Genomic DNA, 16,057 nt, shown 5'->3' with positions numbered 1-16,057 from the left:
CATCCCTTCCACGTACTACCTTTGACGCACTGTCGTGGGTTTTTGACGGGGGCGAGTACGGCGCATGGAAGCGGCACTACTGGCGGCCCTGGCCGAGGGTGCGGGTGGGGACGGCGGACGTCGGGCGGTGGAGAGGCTGGCGCGGGCGGTGGGGCTCGACGTCGGTGCATCCGCCCAGGAGATCGCCGAGGCGGCACAGGACCCGGCGCGACGGGAGGCCGTACGGGAGTGGGGCGAGGCGCTGGCCGACCTGCTCGCCGCCGATCCGCGGGGCCTCGCCGGTACCGTCGCGCGGGCCATGGAGCGGTCCGCGCCGGGGAGCGGGACGTCCTGGTACGACGGCGATCACACCGACTTCCGGGGCGGGGTCTTCCTGCGCGAGGTGATCGGCGTGCAGGTCGTGATCCAGCAGGGCGGGGTCGCCGTCCCTGAGGCGATGGCCGGTCTGCCGCCGAGACCCGGCGGGTTCACGGGGCGGGAGCGCGAGACGAGGGAACTGCTGCGCGAGCTGGACCCGGCCGGGAAACAGTCGGCAGCGACCCTCGTCGCCGCCGTGTCCGGTCTCGGCGGCATCGGCAAGACCGCGCTCGCCGTCGAGACCGCGCATCTGGCCCGTGAACGGGGCTGGTTCCCCGGCGGGGTCCTCTTCATCGACCTGCACGGCTACGACCGGGAGCCCGTCACCGCCGACCGTGCCCTTCAGGCCCTGCTGCGCGCCCTCGGTACTCCGCCGGAACACATCCCCACCACGACGGACGAGCGGGCGGCGTTCTACCGCTCAAGGCTGGCCGCTCGGGCTCACGAGTGCGGCCCGGTGCTGGTCCTGGCCGACAACGCCTCCTCGCCGGACCAGGTACGGCCCCTCCTGCCGGGCGACTCCCGGCACCACGTCCTGGTCACGTCACGCGACCGGCTGCCCCAATTGGGTGCGCGGCTCGTTTCCCTGGACCAGCTCGGCCCGAGAGAGGCGTATGAACTCCTCGATCTTGCCCTGCGGATCGCCGATCCGTACGACAGCCGGGTGGCCGACGACCCCGACACGGCCGAGCGACTCGCCGACCTCTGCGGGCACCTCCCGCTGGCCCTGCAGATCGCGGCCGCGCTGCTGGCGGAGGACCCCGGCAAACCAGTGACCGAACTCATGACGGAACTAGCCGAGTCCCACGACCGCCTCGACCACCTCGACGACGGCGAGCGCAGCGTCCGCGCAGCCTTCGAGCTCTCCTACCGCCGACTGCCGCCCGAGTCCGCGCGGCTGCTGCGCCTGCTTGCTCTCGCGCCGGGGCCGGAGGCGAGCGACGAGGTCGTTGCCGTGCTGGTTGGCGCTGAGGAGCCTCCGGTGCGGGTTTTGAAGGCCCTGGCCCGTGCCCACCTCGTGGAGCGGGGGAGTGAGCGCGGATGGTGGCGGTTGCACGACTTGGTGCGGGTGTTCGGGGCGGGTGTGGTGGCGGGGGACGCGAGGTTGCGGGAGGAAGGGGAGGCGGCGCGGGAGCGAGTGCTGGGGTTCTACTGGCGGTGGGCGAAAGCGGCTGATGAACGGTTGCGGTGGCTGCCGGGTTCGGAGGAGCCGGAGCGGTTCGGGGACCGGGGGCAGGCGTTGGCGTGGCTGGACGGTGAGCGGGCGGGGCTGGTCGCGGCGGTGGGATGGGGACGGGAGGAGCGGTTCGCGGGTACGGCGGTGCGGCTGGCTCTGTGCCTGGGGCAGTACCTGGACTGGCGGCGGTATTTCGATGACTTGATCGCCGTCGCGGAGGCCGCGCGGGAGGCCGCACGGCTTGCCGGAGACCGGATGAGAGAGGCCATCGCATGGAGCTACCTGGGCCTCGCCCTGCAGGAAGTGGACCGGACGGGGGAGGCGATCGACGCCCACACCCGGGCGCGTGAAGTGTTCCAGGCCGTCGGAGACCGTCACCGCGAGGCCATGGCCTGGGGGAACCTCGGTGGCGCCCTGCTGGAGGCGAGCCGGGCGGAGGAGGCGATCGACGCCCACACCCGGGCGCGTGAAGTGTTCCAGGCCGTCGGAGACCGCCACGGCGAGACCATGGCCTGGGACAACCTCGGCAGCGCCCTATTGGAGGCGGGCCGGGTGGGGGAGGCGATCGACGCCCACACTCGGGTCATCAACATGTATCAGGACATCACGGACCGTCAGGGCGAGGGCAGGGCCTGGCACAACCTCGGCAGCGGCTTGCGGGTGGCGGGCCGGGTGGAAGAGGCGATCGAGGCGTACGGCAAGGACCTGGAGATCTGCCGGGAGTTCGAGGACTGGTACGGAGAGGGGCAGACCCTATACAACCTGGCCCGCGTGCACGAAGACGTCCACCGCCCCGCCGAGGCCCGCGCCGCCTACCTCCGGGCCGCCGACGCCTTCACCCGGGCCAACGCCCCCACCGAAGCCGCCCAAGCCCGCACCCACGCCGCCGCCCTGGACACCCCCGCCCCCTAACCCCCCTTCCCCACCCCCCGAACCCACCGATAAACCAACTCCGGCCTCCCCACCTGCCCATAAACCGGAGCCCGCCCGGCCCTCCCCGCCTCCACCAGGTGCTCCAGATACCGCCGGGCCGTGATCCGGGAGATCCCCACCGCCTCGGCGACCCCCGCCGCGGTCAGCCCGTCCCCCGCCTCCCGCAGCACCCCCGTCACCCGCTCCAGTGTCGGCCCGCTCAGCCCCTTCGGCAGCGCGGCCGGTCCCGGGGCCCGCAGGGCCGCGAGCGCCCTGTCCACCTCGTCCTGCCCGCTCGCCTCGCCCACCGCCGCGTGGAACTCGGCGTAGCGCACCAGCCGGTCCCGCAGGGTCGCGAAGGTGAACGGCTTCAGTACGTACTGGACGACACCCAGCGACACCCCTTCCCGGACGACCGCCAGGTCCCGCGCCGACGTCACCGCGATCACGTCGGCGTGGTGGCCGGCCGCCCGCAGGGAGCGGGCGAGCTGGAGTCCGTGCACGTCGGGCAGGTGGAGGTCGAGGAGGAGCAGGTCGACGGGGGTGCGGTCCAGGGCGCGGCGGGCCTCCGCGCCGGTGTGCGCCTTGCCGACGGCGACGAAGCCGGGCACCCGGCCGACGTACATGACGTGGGCGTCGGCGGCCACCGGGTCGTCCTCGACGACCAGCACTCTGATGGGCTCCCCGGTCATACGGTGCCTCCCGGACCCTGCGCGACAGCGGCGTCCCTCAACGGCAGCCGTGCCTCGAACACCGCGCCGCCCTCCTCCCCGGACGTCACCGACAGCGTCCCGCCGTGCCGGCCCGCCGCCTGCCGTACGAGCGCCAGCCCCAGCCCCCGCCCGCCCGGCCCGGACGGTTTGGTCGTGAAGCCCCGCTGGAAGACCGCCTCCGTGTGGTCGGGGTCGACGCCGGGGCCGGTGTCGGAGACCCGCAGGATCAGCTCCGAGCCGTCTCCGTCCCCGTCCTCTTCCGTCAGCGCCGTCACCGTCACGCGGGGCCGCACCCCGCCCTGCGCCGCGTCCACGGCGTTGTCGATCAGATTGCCGAGGATGGTGACCAGGTCCCGGGCGGGCAGGGTGTCCGGGAGGAGGCCGTCGTCCAGGCGGCTGTCGTCCGACACCACCAGTTCCACGCCCCGCTCGTTCGCCTGCGCCGTCTTGCCCAGCAGCAGCGCGGCCAGCACCGGCTCGCTCACCGCCGCCACCACCTGGTCGGTGAGCGCCTGCGCCAGCTCCAGCTCGGCCGTGGCGAAGTCCACCGCCTCCTCCGCGCGGCCCAGCTCGATCAGCGAGACGACGGTGTGCAGCCGGTTCGCCGCCTCGTGCGCCTGTGACCTGAGCGCCTGCGTGAAGCCGCGCTCGGAGTCCAGCTCGCCCATCAGCGACTGGAGCTCGGTCACGTCCCGCAGCGTCACCACCGAGCCGCGCCGCTGGCCGCCGGTGACCGGCGAGGTGTTCACCACCAGCACCCGGTCCGCCGTCAGGTGCACCTCGTCCACCCGGGGCTCGGAGGCGAGCAGCGCGCCCGTCAGCGGTGTGGGCAGCCCCAGCTCCGCCACCGACCTGCCCACCACGTCCTCCTCCCGGCCCACGCCCAGCAGCTCCCGGCCGCCGTCGTTGATCAGCGCGACCCTGTACCGGCCGTCCAGCATCAGCAGCCCCTCGCGCACGGCGTGCAGCGCGGCCTGATGGTAGTCGTGCATATGGCTGAGCTCGGCCGCGTTCATGCCGTGGGTGTGGCGGCGCAGCCGGGCGTTGATGACGTACGTGCCGATCGCGCCGAGCCCGAGGGCGCCGGCCGCGACCACCAGCAGTGCCGTGAGCTGGCCCTGGGCGCGCTGGCTGATCTCCTCGACCCTTATGCCGGCGCTGACCAGGCCGGTGATCCGGTCGCCGTCCCGGATCGGGGTGACCGCCCGGACCGACGGGCCGAGGGTACCGGTGTAGGTCTCGGTGAAGGTACGCCCCTCCAGCGCCGGGCCGGTGTGGCCCTGGAAGACCAGGCCGATCTGGTCGGGGTCGGGGTGGGTCCAGCGGATGCCCCGCGGGTCCATGATCGTGACGAAGTCGATGTCGGTGTCCCGTACCACCGCCAGCGCGTACGGCTGGAGCTCCGCCGACGGGTCGGGGGTGCGGATCGCCTCCCGCACGGAGGGCGAGTCGGCGATCGAACGGGCCACGGAGGTGGCCTGGCGGCCGGCCGCCTGTTCGGCCTGGCTGCGGTCGCCGACGTAGGTGAACAGTGCGTATCCGGCCACGACGACCGCGATGAGCACGGCCTGCATGGCGAAGAGCTGGCCCGCGAGGCTGCGGGGGCGGGGCAGGGGGATACGCATTCAGCCAGTCTGCCTCTCGGTTCCACGGTGAACTAAATGAACGGAAGGGTGACCGCGCTCACAAGGCACGACATAGTCACGGCATTCCCCGAAAACCCATCCCCCGGACGTGAGCCGCACGCCGGTGATGCCGACGACGTCGTCAAGGAGGGCCGCCGTGACCAGCACATCCGCTACGGCACCTGCCGCACCCAAGGCCAAGCGGGACCGCACGCACTATCTCTACATCGCGGTGATCATCGCGGTCGCCCTCGGTATCGCCGTCGGTCTGATCGCGCCCGACTTCGCGACCGAGCTGAAGCCGCTCGGCACCGGGTTCGTGAACCTGATCAAGATGATGATCTCGCCGATCATCTTCTGCACCATCGTGCTGGGCATCGGCTCCGTGCGGAAGGCCGCCAAGGTCGGCGCGGTCGGCGGTATCGCGCTCGGCTACTTCATGGTCATGTCGGTCGTCGCGCTCGCCATCGGCCTGATCGTCGGCAACATCCTGGACCCGGGGACGGGCCTCGCGGTCACCGACGCCGTCAAGGAGACCGGTCAGGCGCAGGTCGACGCGGAGGCCAAGAGCACCGTCGACTTCCTGATGGGCATCATCCCGACCACGATCGTCTCCGCGTTCACCGCCGGCGAGGTCCTGCAGACCCTGCTGGTCGCCCTGCTCTGCGGCTTCGCCCTCCAGGCCATGGGCTCCGCCGGACAGCCCGTCCTGCGCGGCATCGAGCACATCCAGCGGCTGGTCTTCCGCGTCCTGGCGATGATCATGTGGGCGGCCCCGATCGGTGCCTTCGGCGCCATCGCCGCGGTCACCGGCTCGGCCGGCGTCGACGCGCTCAAGAGCCTCGCCGTGCTGATGCTCGGCTTCTACGTCACCTGTGTGCTGTTCATCTTCCTGGTGCTGGGCACGATGCTGCGCCTCATCGCGGGCGTCAACGTCTTCTCGCTCTTCAAGTACCTGGGCCGCGAGTTCCTGCTGATCCTCTCCACCTCCTCCTCGGAGTCGGCGCTGCCGCGCCTCATCGCGAAGATGGAGCACCTGGGTGTCAGCAAGCCGGTGGTCGGCATCACCGTCCCGACCGGCTACTCCTTCAACCTCGACGGCACCATGATCTACATGACCATGGCCTCGCTGTTCATCGCCGACGCCATGGGCACGCCGATGTCGATCGGTGAGCAGATCCCGCTGCTGCTCTTCCTGCTGGTGGCCTCGAAGGGCGCGGCCGGTGTCTCCGGTGCCGGTCTGGCCACGCTGGCCGGCGGTCTGCAGTCGCACAAGCCGGCCCTGGTGGACGGCATCGGCCTCATCGTCGGCATCGACCGCTTCATGAGCGAGGCCCGTGCCCTCACCAACTTCGCGGGCAACGCCGTCGCCACCGTCCTGATCGGCACCTGGACCAAGGAGATCGACCGGGCCCGGGTGGACGAGGTCCTGGCCGGCCGCGTCCCCTTCGACGAGAAGACGCTGCTGGACGACCACGCCGTCGGCGGCGACTCGGACGAGTCCGGCGCCGAGCTGCCCGCGAAGGGCGGCGAGAAGGAGCTGGCCAAGGCCTGACGGCCGCCGGCGTCACACGCCCCACGGACCCGGGTGGCTGGGACACTCCCCCCGTTGCCCAGCCACCCGGTCACGGAGGCCCGTCGCCCGTATCCGGGCCTCCACAGCCGCCGAGCGGCCGGACCCCACCCCCGTGGGTCCGGCCGCTCGGCCCTTTCCGTCCCGTCCGCCCCGCCTGCCCTTGCCTTGACGCCGACGTCAAGGCTTACGTTCGTCGGCATGCGAATCGGCGAGCTGGCCGCACGGGCCGGGACCACCACGCGGACGCTGCGGTACTACGAGTCACGCGGGCTGCTGTCCGCGCGGCGCACCGGCAACGGGTACCGGACGTACGACGAGAGCGATCTGAGGCTGCTGCGGCAGATCCGCACGCTCCAGGACTTCGGGTTCGACCTGGAGGAGACCCGGCCCTTCGTGGAGTGCCTGCGGGCCGGGCACCCCGAGGGCGACGCGTGCCCCGCCTCGCTCCAGGTCTACCGGCGCAAGCTGGACGAGCTGGACGCCCTGATCGGCGAGCTGCGCGCGGTGCGGGAGAAGGTCGGCGAGCAGCTCGCGCGGGCGGAGTCGGCGCGGGACGGGCTGGCCGCCGACGCGGAGGTTCCGGGCGGTCCGGAGCCGGTGTGCGAACTGGGAGGGGAGCTGTGATGAGCAAGGCGAGTGGTGTGCCCGAGGTGACCGACGCGGACTTCGCGGACGAGGTGATCGGGGCGGAGCTGCCGGTGCTGGTGGAGTTCACGGCCGACTGGTGCCCGCCGTGCCGGCAGATGGCGCCGGTGCTGAGCGCGCTGGCCGCCGAGGAGGAGGGCCGGCTGAAGGTCGTCCAGCTGAACGTGGACGCCAATCCGGACACGACCAACACCTACAAGGTGCTGTCGATGCCGACCTTCATGGTGTTCCGCGACGGGGAGCCGCTGCGGTCGATGGTGGGGGCCAGGCCCAAGCGGCGGCTCCTCGAAGAACTGTCGGACGTGCTCTGACCTGGTACGACGACCTGGTGCGAGCTGGTGCGCGGCACAAGAAAACCCCCGGGCAATTGCGCCCGGGGGTTTTCTTTGCGTATATTCATTGATTCGCGACTTCGTTTTGAAGGAGTCGCAGTGAAGTTCAGTGACCACAGTATATCCGGGCGGGAGCGGAATTGTCAAACACCGAATTTCCGGACGAGGAATTGCGGCAGGAACAGCAATTCATCGACGGACTGTACGCACGCGTGGACGTCCTGCGCGGCGACGCCGAGGTGTCCGTCACGGAGGCGCTCGCCCAGGGCCACACCCCGAGGCAGGACCGGCTGGAGCGGGACATCCTGGTCGCCGAGCGCTCCGGCCTGCTCGCCGCGCTGAACGCGGTGGACGGCTCCCTCTGCTTCGGCCGCATCGACCTCGCCTCCGGCGACACCCACCACATCGGCCGCATCGGCCTGCGCGCCGACGACGCCGAGCGCACGCCCGTCCTCATCGACTGGCGCGCCGACGTGGCCCGCCCGTTCTACCTGGCCACCGGCCACACCACGATGGGCCTCAGGCGCCGCCGGCACATCTCCACCGAGGGCCACCGGGTCACCGCCCTGCACGACGAGGTCCTCGACCTCGGCGACGAGACCCGCACCGGCCATGAGGACCCCACCGGCGACGCCGTGCTGCTCGCCGCGCTGAACTCCGCGCGCACCGGCCGCATGGGCGACATCGTGCGCACCATCCAGGCCGACCAGGACCGCATCATCCGCGCCCCGCACCGCGGGGTCATGGTCGTCGAGGGCGGCCCCGGCACCGGCAAGACCGCCGTCGCCCTGCACCGCGCCGCCTACCTGCTCTACGAGCACCGCGAGCTGCTGGCCCGCCGCGCCGTCCTGATCGTCGGCCCCAACCCGGCGTTCCTCGGCTACATCGGCGAGGTGCTGCCCAGCCTCGGCGAGACCGGCGTGCTCCTCGCGACCGTCGGCGAGCTGTACCCCGGTGTGAGGACCACCCGGACCGACACCCCCGAGGCCGCCGCCGTGAAGGGCCGCGCGGAGATGGCCGGCGTCCTCGCCGACGTCGTACGCGACCGGCAGGCACTGCCCGACCCGGTGATCGCGATCGAGCACGACCGCGAGGTCCTCATGCTCGACGACGGCCTGGTGAACGTCGCCCGCGAACGCACCCGCGCCGCCAAGCTGCCGCACAACGTGGCCCGCGAGCACTTCGAGGGCCACATCCTCAACGCGCTCACCGACATGGTCGCCGAACGCATCGGCACCGACCCCTACGACGGCTCCAACCTGCTCGACCCCAGCGACATCACCCAGATCCGCGACGAGCTCGCCGAGAACCCCGAGGTCTGGTCCGCGATCGACCGGCTGTGGCCCCGCGTCACGCCGCAGCGCCTGGTCGCCGACTTCCTCGCCGCCCCCGAGGGCTACCTCTCCGACGAGGACGCCGCCGCGGTCCGCCGCCCGGTCACCCGGCACTGGACCGTCTCCGACGTGCCCCTGCTCGACGAGGCCGCCGAACTCCTCGGCCAGGACGACCGCCTCGAACGCGAGCACGCCGAACGCGAACGACAGAAGCAGATCGCCTTCGCCCAGGGCGTGCTGGACGTCTCGTACGCCTCCCGCACCTTCGAGTTCGAGGACAAGGAGGACGACGACCCGGACTCCTCCGAGGTGCTGTCCGCGCACGACATCATCGACGCCGAACGCTTCGCCGAACGACATGAGGAGGACGACCACCGCAGCGCCGCCGAACGCGCCGCCGCCGACCGCACCTGGGCGTTCGGGCACATCATCGTCGACGAGGCACAAGAACTCTCCCCGATGGCGTGGCGGCTGCTGATGCGGCGCAGCCCCACCCGCTCGATGACCCTGGTCGGCGACCCGGCGCAGACCTCCGAGGCGGGCGGCGTCGGCTCCTGGGCGGACATCCTCACCCCGTTCGTCGAGGATCGCTGGGAGCACACCCGGCTCGGCGTCAACTACCGCACCCCCGCCGAGATCATGGACGTCGCCGCGGCGGTGGTGCGGGCCGAGCACCCCGGCTTCGAGCCGCCCGGTTCCGTCCGCTCCACGGGCGTACGGCCCTGGGCCCGCGCCACCGACGACCTGCCCGGCGCGGTCGCCGAGGCCGTCGCGGAGCTCACCCCCGACGAGGGCCGCCTCGCGGTCATCGCCCCGCGCGAGCTGCACCGGGCGCTGGCCGCCCGCCTCGACGGGGTGACGGCGGGCGCCGAGCCCGACCTGGCGCACGCCGTCGTGCTGCTCGACCCGCGCCAGGCCAAGGGGCTGGAGTTCGACTCGGTCCTGGTCGTCGAGCCGGGGAGGTACGGCACCAGCGACCTGTACGTGGCGCTCACCCGCGCCACCCAGCGGCTCGGCGTCCTGCACACCGAGCCGCTGCCGAAGCCGCTGGCCGACGCCCTGGACTGAGCGGAGGAGCTCAGGCCGGACGCAGCCACACCGTCGCCAGGGGCGGCAGGGTCAGCCGGATCGACGCCGGGAACCCGTGCCGTCCCTGCGGCTCCGGCTTCACCGGGTCGGGGCGGGTGACGTCACCGCCGCCGTAGCGGCCGGCGTCGGTGTTCACCACCTCGTGCCAGGCGGGCACGTCGTCGGGGACGCCGATCCGGTAGTCCTGCCGCACCACCGGGGCGAAGTGGGAGACCGCGAGCAGCGGGGAGCCGTCGGAGTCGTACCGCAGGAACGCGAACACGTTGTCCTCGGCGGCGTCCCCGGTCACCCATCGGAAACCGGACGGCTCGGTGTCGCCCTCCCACAGCGCCGGGGTGTGCCCGTACACGGTGTTGAGGTCGCGCACCAGGTCGCGCACCCCGCGGTGGTCGGCCTCGGCGCCGTAGTGCGGGTCGAGCAGCCACCAGTCCGGGCCGTGCGCCTCCGACCACTCCGCCCCCTGCGCGAACTCCTGCCCCATGAAGAGGAGCTGCTTGCCGGGGTGGGCCCACATGAAGCCCAGGTAGGCCCGCAGGCCGGCGCGCTGCTGCCACCAGTCGCCGGGCATCTTCGACACCAGGGACCGCTTGCCGTGCACCACCTCGTCGTGGGAGATCGGCAGCACGTAGTTCTCGCTGTAGGCGTACACCATCGAGAAGGTCATCTCGCCGTGGTGGTAGCGGCGGTGGACCGGCTCGTGGCTCATGTACTGGAGCGAGTCGTGCATCCAGCCCATGTTCCACTTCAGGCCGAAGCCGAGCCCGCCGAAACCGCTGGGGCCCTTGTGGTGGGTGGCCCGGGTGACGCCGTCCCAGGCCGTGGACTCCTCCGCGATGGTCACGACCCCCGGCACCCTGCGGTACACGGTGGCGTTCATCTCCTGGAGGAACGCCACCGCGTCCAGGTTCTCCCGGCCGCCGTGCTCGTTCGGCGTCCACTGGCCCGGCTCGCGCGAGTAGTCCAGGTAGAGCATCGAGGCGACCGCGTCCACCCGCAGCCCGTCGATGTGGAACTCCTCGCACCAGTACAGGGCGTTGGCGACGAGGAAGTTGCGCACCTCGCACCTGCCGAAGTCGAACTCCAGCGTCCCCCAGTCGGGATGGGCCGCCCGCAACGGGTCCTCGTGCTCGTACAGCGGCCGCCCGTCGAACTCCGCCAGCGCCCACTCGTCACGCGGGAAGTGCGCCGGCACCCAGTCCATCAGCACCCCGATCCCGGCCCGGTGCAGGGCGTCGACCAGGTACCGGAAGTCGTCCGGGGTGCCGAGGCGGGCCGTGGGCGCGTAGAACCCGGTGACCTGGTAACCCCACGAGCCGCCGAAGGGGTGCTCGGCGACCGGCATCAGCTCCACGTGGGTGAAGCCGAGGTCCTTGACGTACGCGGGGAGCTGCTCGGCGAGCTGCCGGTACGTCAGCCCCGGCCGCCAGGACGGCAGGTGCACCTCGTAGACGGAGAACGGCGCCCGGTGCGCGGGCACGGCCGCCCGCCGCTCCAGCCATTCCGCGTCACCCCACTCGTACGCCGACGACGTGACGATCGACGACGTGGCCGGCGGGACCTCCGTACGGCGGGCCAGCGGGTCGGCGCGCAGGGTCTTCGAACCGTCGGGGCGGGTGATCTCGAACTTGTACAGCTCGCCCTCGCCGATCCCCGGCGCGAACAGCTCCCACACCCCCGTCGAGCCCAGCGACCGCATGGGGAAGCCGCTGCCGTCCCAGAAGTTGAAGGTGCCGCACACCCGCACCCCGCGCGCGTTCGGCGCCCACACCGAGAAGCGGGTGCCGGTGACGCCCTGGTGGGTCATGGGGTGCGCGCCGAGGACCGTCCACAGCTCCTCGTGCCGGCCCTCGCCGATCAGATGCAGGTCGAGCTCGCCGAGCGTGGGCAGGAAGCGGTACGCGTCCTCCGTCTCGTGCACCGTCCCCTCGTACGTCACGAGCAGCCGGTACGCCGGGACCTCGCCCAGCGGCAGCAGTCCCGAGAAGAAGCCGTCGCCGTCGTCGTGCAGCTCGACGGTGAGGCCCCCGGAGACGACGGTCACCGCGAGGGCGTATGGCCGGAACGCCCGGAAGGCGACCCCGCCGGGCACCGGGTGCGCGCCGAGCACGGAGTGCGGGGCGTGATGCGTCCCGCTCAGCAGCCGCTCCCGGTCGGCGGCGTCCACGGCGGGGGAGACGGCGATCTCCATCTCGGGCGGGGCGGACTGGGAGGCGGGGACGGCCTTCGGCGCCGTCTTCTTCGCCATGGCCTGCTTGACGGGGGTCTTCCCGGCCGGGGTCTTCTTCGCGGCCTTCTTCGCCGGGTTCTCGGCAGCGGCCGTCTTCACCGCGGCCTTCTTCGCCACTGCTTTCTTCGCCGCCGCCTTCTTCACGGCGGCCTTCTTCACCGTCGCTTTCTCGGTCGCCGCCTTCTTGATCGCCGCCTTCTTGGTCGTGGCCTTCGCCGCCGAGGGGGTCTTCTTCCCGGCGGTCTTCTTCGCGGTGGCCTTCTTCGTCGGCTCGGCGGCCGCGGGCTGCCGCTCGGCCGGCTGCTCCGGATGCGAACCGCTGGACTCGGGGCGGGGGGTCACGGGCGAAGCCTCCTGGACGCGGGTCGGATGGGTCAGATCAGGTCGGTCGTGGCGAGCCGGTGCGCGGCGGCCATCGGTACGGGCAGCCACTCGGGACGGTGCCGGGCCTCGTAGACCACTTCGTAGACCGCCTTGTCGGTCTCGTACGCGCGCAGCAGCACCGGATCGGTGCGCGGGTCCCGGCCGGCCGCCTCCGCGTAGCCGGAGCAGTACGCCGCCCGGCACCGCGCGGCCCAGTCCGGCTGCGGCGGGTCCACCGAACGCGCCGCGTAGTCGAAGGACCGCAGCATGCCGGCCACGTCCCGCACCGCCGGCTGCGGCATCCGGCGCTCGGCCAGCGGACGGGCCGGTTCGCCCTCGAAGTCGATCAGCGACCACTCCCCGGTCGGGGCGCGCAGACACTGGCCGAGGTGCAGATCGCCGTGCACCCGCTGGGCGGTCCAGACGCGCCCTTCGGCGGCCAGGTCGTCCAGCGCCGTGAACGCCGAGCGCAGCCCGTCCGCGTACGGGCGCAGCGCGGGCACCGCGTGCACGGCCGCCTCCAGCCGCTCGGCCATGCCGTCGACCATCGTGCGGAGCTGGGCGTGCCCCAGCGTGACCGTGGGCAGCGCGCGGGCCAGCGCGGTGTGCACCTCGGCGGTGGCCCGCCCGAGGTCCCGTGCCTCGGCGACGAAGTCCTCCCCCTTGGCCAGCTCCCGCAGCGCCAGCTCCCAGCCGTCCGCCGCGCCCTGCACGAACGGCTGGAGCACCCCCAGGACGTACGGCTCGGCCGACGGCGGCGGACCGGGCGACTCGTCGGGTTCCGCGACCAGCCAGGCCGTCGGCGGGGGCACCCGGGGGCAGCCCACGCGGGCCAGCGCCAGCGGCAGCTCCAGATCGGGGTTGATCCCGGGCACGATCCGGCGCAACAGTTTCAGAATGAACGTATCTCCGTAGACGACCGACGAGTTCGACTGCTCGGCGGTCACCAGGCGCGGCACCAGACCGGACCGGATCTCCTGGCGCGCATCCCGCTCGAAGCGAAGCCCGCCGATCCGGGCCTGGGTGCGCAGCGCCTCCAGGAGCAGTTCGGCGGGCCGGGTGTCGTGCAGGGCCTCGTAGACCGTCCGTCCGGCCAGCGGGCCCTGCGTCACATGACCGATCAGCGCGGGCGCCAGCCGGGGCGGCAACGCCTCGCGCACGCCTATGAGCAGTTGGTAGCAGTCGCCGGGCTGCTCGGGACCGGCGTGGCCCGGCCGGCTCGGCTGGTGTGCGCGCACCAGCAGGTGGTACAGGCCCAGCTTGGCCGAGGGCGGCAGCAGTTCGGTGGCCGCGACCAGGGAGAACCCGGTGACGGGGCGGCCCTTGCCCGCGAACCAGCGCTGCCGCGGCAGCCATTCCCTCAGCAGTGGATCCAGTGACGCAAGGAGGCCGGGCGGGGTCGTGACGGTGCGTGTGACGGCTTCCGACATGGCGTCGCGTCCTCTCCCCTCGTTCGGCGCGCCCACGGGGCGCCGCCGGTGGGCGGGGTGTTACTCATGCGTGCCCCGGGCGGAGCGGTGGAAACCGCCCCGCCCCGGGTTCTACGCGGCGTCCTTGCGGAGCCGGAACCAGTAGAAGCCGTGGCCCCCGAGGGTCAGCAGGTACGGCAGTTCGCCGACGGCCGGGAAGCGCACCCCGCCGAACAGCTCGACCGGGTGCCGTCCCCCGAAGGCGCTGAGATCGAGCTCGGTGGGCTGGGCGAAGCGGGAGAAGTTGTTCACGCAGAGCACCAGGTCGTCCTCGTACTCGCGCAGGAAGGCGAGGACGGCCGGGTTGGAGGACGGCAGCTCGGTGTAGGAGCCGAGGCCGAACGCCGGGTTCTGCTTGCGGATCTCGATCATCCGGCGGGTCCAGTGCAGCAGCGAGGACGGGGAGGCCATGGAGGCCTCGACGTTGGTGACCTGGTAGCCGTAGACCGGGTCCATGATGGTCGGCAGGAACAGCCGGCCGGGGTCGGAGGACGAGAACCCGGCGTTGCGGTCCGGGGTCCACTGCATGGGCGTGCGGACCGCGTCGCGGTCGCCGAGCCAGATGTTGTCGCCCATGCCGATCTCGTCGCCGTAGTAGATGATCGGCGAACCCGGCAGGGAGAGGAGGAGGGCGGTGAAGAGCTCGATCTGGTTGCGGTCGTTGTCCAGCAGCGGGGCGAGCCGGCGGCGGATGCCGATGTTGGCGCGCATGCGGGGGTCCTTGGCGTACTCCGCCCACATGTAGTCGCGCTCTTCGTCGGTGACCATCTCCAGGGTCAGCTCGTCGTGGTTGCGCAGGAAGATGCCCCACTGGCAGCCCGACGGGATGGCCGGGGTCTTGGCCAGGATCTCCGAGACGGGATAGCGGGACTCCCTCCGCACGGCCATGAAGATGCGCGGCATGACCGGGAAGTGGAAGGCCATGTGGCACTCGTCGCCGCCGGCGGCGTAGTCGCCGAAGTAGTCGACGACGTCCTCCGGCCACTGGTTGGCCTCGGCCAGCAGCACCGTGTCCGGGTACTGGGTGTCGATCTCCTTGCGCACCCGCTTCAGGAAGGCGTGGGTCGCCGGGAGGTTCTCGCAGTTCGTCCCCTCCTGCTGGTACAGGTACGGCACCGCGTCCAGGCGGAACCCGTCGATGCCCAGGTCCAGCCAGAACTTCAGCGCGGAGATCATCTCCTCCTGGACCGCCGGGTTCTCGTAGTTGAGGTCCGGCTGGTGGGAGAAGAAGCGGTGCCAGTAGTACTGCTTGCGCACCGGGTCGTACGTCCAGTTGGAGGCCTCGGTGTCGACGAAGATGATCCGCGCGTCCTGGAACTGCTTGTCGTCGTCCGCCCACACGTAGTAGTCGCCGTACGGGCCGTCGGGATCCCTCCTCGACTCCTGGAACCACGGGTGCTGGTCGCTGGTGTGGTTCATGACGAAGTCGATGATCACGCGCATCCCGCGCTGGTGGGCGGCGTCGACGAACTCCACGAAGTCGGCGAGGTCGCCGAAGTCGGGGAGGACGGCGGTGTAGTCGGCCACGTCGTAGCCGCCGTCGCGCAGCGGCGACTTGAAGAAGGGCGGCAGCCAGAGGCAGTCCACGCCCAGCCACTGCAGGTAGTCCAGTTTGGCGGTCAGACCCTTCAGGTCGCCGATGCCGTCACCGTTGCTGTCCTGGAAGGAGCGGACCAGGACCTCGTAGAAGACGGCTCGTTTGAACCAGTCCGGGTCCCGGTCCTTGGTGGGGGTGTCCTCGAAGGTGTCCGGGACGGGTTCGTTGACGATCATGCTGTGGGTGACCCTCCGATCGACGGGCTGGACGGTCGCAGAACACGGCTGTGCTCACCCGGCGGCTCACTCCCGGATGCCCGGCCGACGACGAGCACATGCGCTCCTCCCGGCTCCAGGCGCACATAGTTGGCCCTGCCCCATTGATAGGTCTCGCCGGTGAGCTCGTCGCGCACCGGTACCGACTCGTGCCACTCCAGGCCGAGTTGCGGCATGTCCAACGAGACCGTGGCCTCCTGGGTGTGGTGGGGGTCGAGGTTGGCGACCACCAGAACCGTGTTCGAACCCCGCCGCTTCGCGTAGGCGATGACCTCCTCCTTGTCGGCGTGGTGGAAGTGGAGGTCGCGCAGTTGCCGCAGGGCCGGGTTCTCGCGGCGGATGGTGTTGAGCCGGGTGAGGAGGGGGGTGATGGTGCGGCCCTCGCGTTCGGCGGCCGCCCAGTCGCGGTGTTTGAGCTGGTACTTC

10 protein-coding genes and 1 pseudogene are annotated in these 16,057 nt (G+C 71.7%); 5 read left to right on the top strand and 6 right to left on the bottom strand.

The window, feature by feature from the left end; all coding sequences use genetic code 11:
• The first annotated feature begins 64 nt into the window (after window positions 1-64).
• Window positions 65-2,446 carry a tetratricopeptide repeat protein gene (locus ACF1DX_RS04360; RefSeq protein WP_391789751.1) on the top strand — a complete coding sequence of 794 codons (2,382 nt, stop codon included), beginning with the start codon at window positions 65-67 and terminating at the stop codon, window positions 2,444-2,446.
• Here ACF1DX_RS04360 and ACF1DX_RS04355 read toward each other — a convergent pair.
• Window positions 2,443-3,138, bottom strand: coding sequence for a response regulator (locus ACF1DX_RS04355; protein WP_391789750.1), 696 nt, complete (start codon window positions 3,136-3,138; stop codon window positions 2,443-2,445). The genes ACF1DX_RS04360 and ACF1DX_RS04355 overlap by 4 nt on opposite strands.
• Window positions 3,135-4,784 (bottom strand): ATP-binding protein, encoded by a 1,650-nt coding sequence (locus ACF1DX_RS04350; protein WP_391789749.1) that lies wholly within the window; start codon window positions 4,782-4,784, stop codon window positions 3,135-3,137. The genes ACF1DX_RS04355 and ACF1DX_RS04350 overlap by 4 nt, the downstream gene beginning before the upstream one ends.
• Before the next feature lie 157 nt (window positions 4,785-4,941).
• Here ACF1DX_RS04350 and ACF1DX_RS04345 point away from each other — a divergent pair, with 157 nt between their 5' ends.
• The 4 genes from ACF1DX_RS04345 (at window position 4,942) to ACF1DX_RS04330 (ending at window position 9,739) form a co-directional block, all read left to right on the top strand.
• Window positions 4,942-6,339: a cation:dicarboxylate symporter family transporter gene (locus tag ACF1DX_RS04345; protein ID WP_391789748.1), complete on the top strand. Its 1,398-nt coding sequence runs from the start codon at window positions 4,942-4,944 to the stop codon at window positions 6,337-6,339.
• 219 nt (window positions 6,340-6,558) lie between these two features.
• Window positions 6,559-6,984 (top strand): MerR family transcriptional regulator, encoded by a 426-nt coding sequence (locus ACF1DX_RS04340; protein ID WP_391789747.1) that lies wholly within the window; start codon window positions 6,559-6,561, stop codon window positions 6,982-6,984.
• Window positions 6,985-7,001: 17 nt separating this feature from the next.
• Window positions 7,002-7,316: a thioredoxin family protein gene (locus ACF1DX_RS04335; RefSeq protein WP_391790443.1), complete on the top strand. Its 315-nt coding sequence runs from the start codon at window positions 7,002-7,004 to the stop codon at window positions 7,314-7,316.
• A gap of 191 nt (window positions 7,317-7,507) precedes the next feature.
• Window positions 7,508-9,739, top strand: a complete 2,232-nt coding sequence (locus tag ACF1DX_RS04330; RefSeq protein WP_391790442.1) for a HelD family protein — start codon at window positions 7,508-7,510, stop codon at window positions 9,737-9,739.
• A 10-nt stretch (window positions 9,740-9,749) separates the two neighbouring features.
• Here the strand turns inward: ACF1DX_RS04330 and glgB are convergent, their stop codons facing one another.
• The 4 genes and pseudogenes from glgB to ACF1DX_RS04310 form a co-directional block, all read right to left on the bottom strand.
• A complete protein-coding gene (glgB, locus tag ACF1DX_RS04325; protein WP_391789746.1) occupies window positions 9,750-12,329 on the bottom strand; it encodes a 1,4-alpha-glucan branching enzyme in 2,580 nt (859 codons plus the stop codon).
• A 32-nt stretch (window positions 12,330-12,361) separates the two neighbouring features.
• Window positions 12,362-13,780 (bottom strand): maltokinase, encoded by a 1,419-nt coding sequence (locus ACF1DX_RS04320; RefSeq protein WP_391789745.1) that lies wholly within the window; start codon window positions 13,778-13,780, stop codon window positions 12,362-12,364.
• A gap of 111 nt (window positions 13,781-13,891) precedes the next feature.
• Window positions 13,892-15,592: a maltose alpha-D-glucosyltransferase gene (treS, locus tag ACF1DX_RS04315; RefSeq protein WP_391789744.1), complete on the bottom strand. Its 1,701-nt coding sequence runs from the start codon at window positions 15,590-15,592 to the stop codon at window positions 13,892-13,894.
• Window positions 15,589-16,057 (bottom strand): annotated as a pseudogene (locus ACF1DX_RS04310) (alpha-1,4-glucan--maltose-1-phosphate maltosyltransferase); the annotation flags it as partial. The gene treS and the pseudogene ACF1DX_RS04310, both read right to left, overlap by 4 nt.

Origin of the sequence: Streptomyces sp. NPDC014676 (genome assembly GCF_043084105.1) — a bacterium.
In the GTDB taxonomy this organism is placed as follows: Bacteria; Actinomycetota; Actinomycetes; order Streptomycetales; family Streptomycetaceae; genus Streptomyces.
The sequence above is the reverse complement of the archived record's forward strand: the minus strand, read 5'-3'. Positions and strand labels throughout refer to the sequence as shown.

Bases quoted from the DNA above. Each gene is read 5' to 3' on its own strand.
- treS (WP_391789744.1), bottom strand. From the start codon at position 15,592: ATGATCGTCAACGAACCCGTCCCGGACACCTTCGAGGACACCCCCACC.
- ACF1DX_RS04320 (WP_391789745.1), bottom strand. From the start codon at position 13,780: ATGTCGGAAGCCGTCACACGCACCGTCACGACCCCGCCCGGCCTCCTT.
- ACF1DX_RS04350 (WP_391789749.1), bottom strand. From the start codon at position 4,784: ATGCGTATCCCCCTGCCCCGCCCCCGCAGCCTCGCGGGCCAGCTCTTC.
- ACF1DX_RS04355 (WP_391789750.1), bottom strand. From the start codon at position 3,138: ATGACCGGGGAGCCCATCAGAGTGCTGGTCGTCGAGGACGACCCGGTG.
- ACF1DX_RS04360 (WP_391789751.1), top strand. From the start codon at position 65: ATGGAAGCGGCACTACTGGCGGCCCTGGCCGAGGGTGCGGGTGGGGAC.
- ACF1DX_RS04340 (WP_391789747.1), top strand. From the start codon at position 6,559: ATGCGAATCGGCGAGCTGGCCGCACGGGCCGGGACCACCACGCGGACG.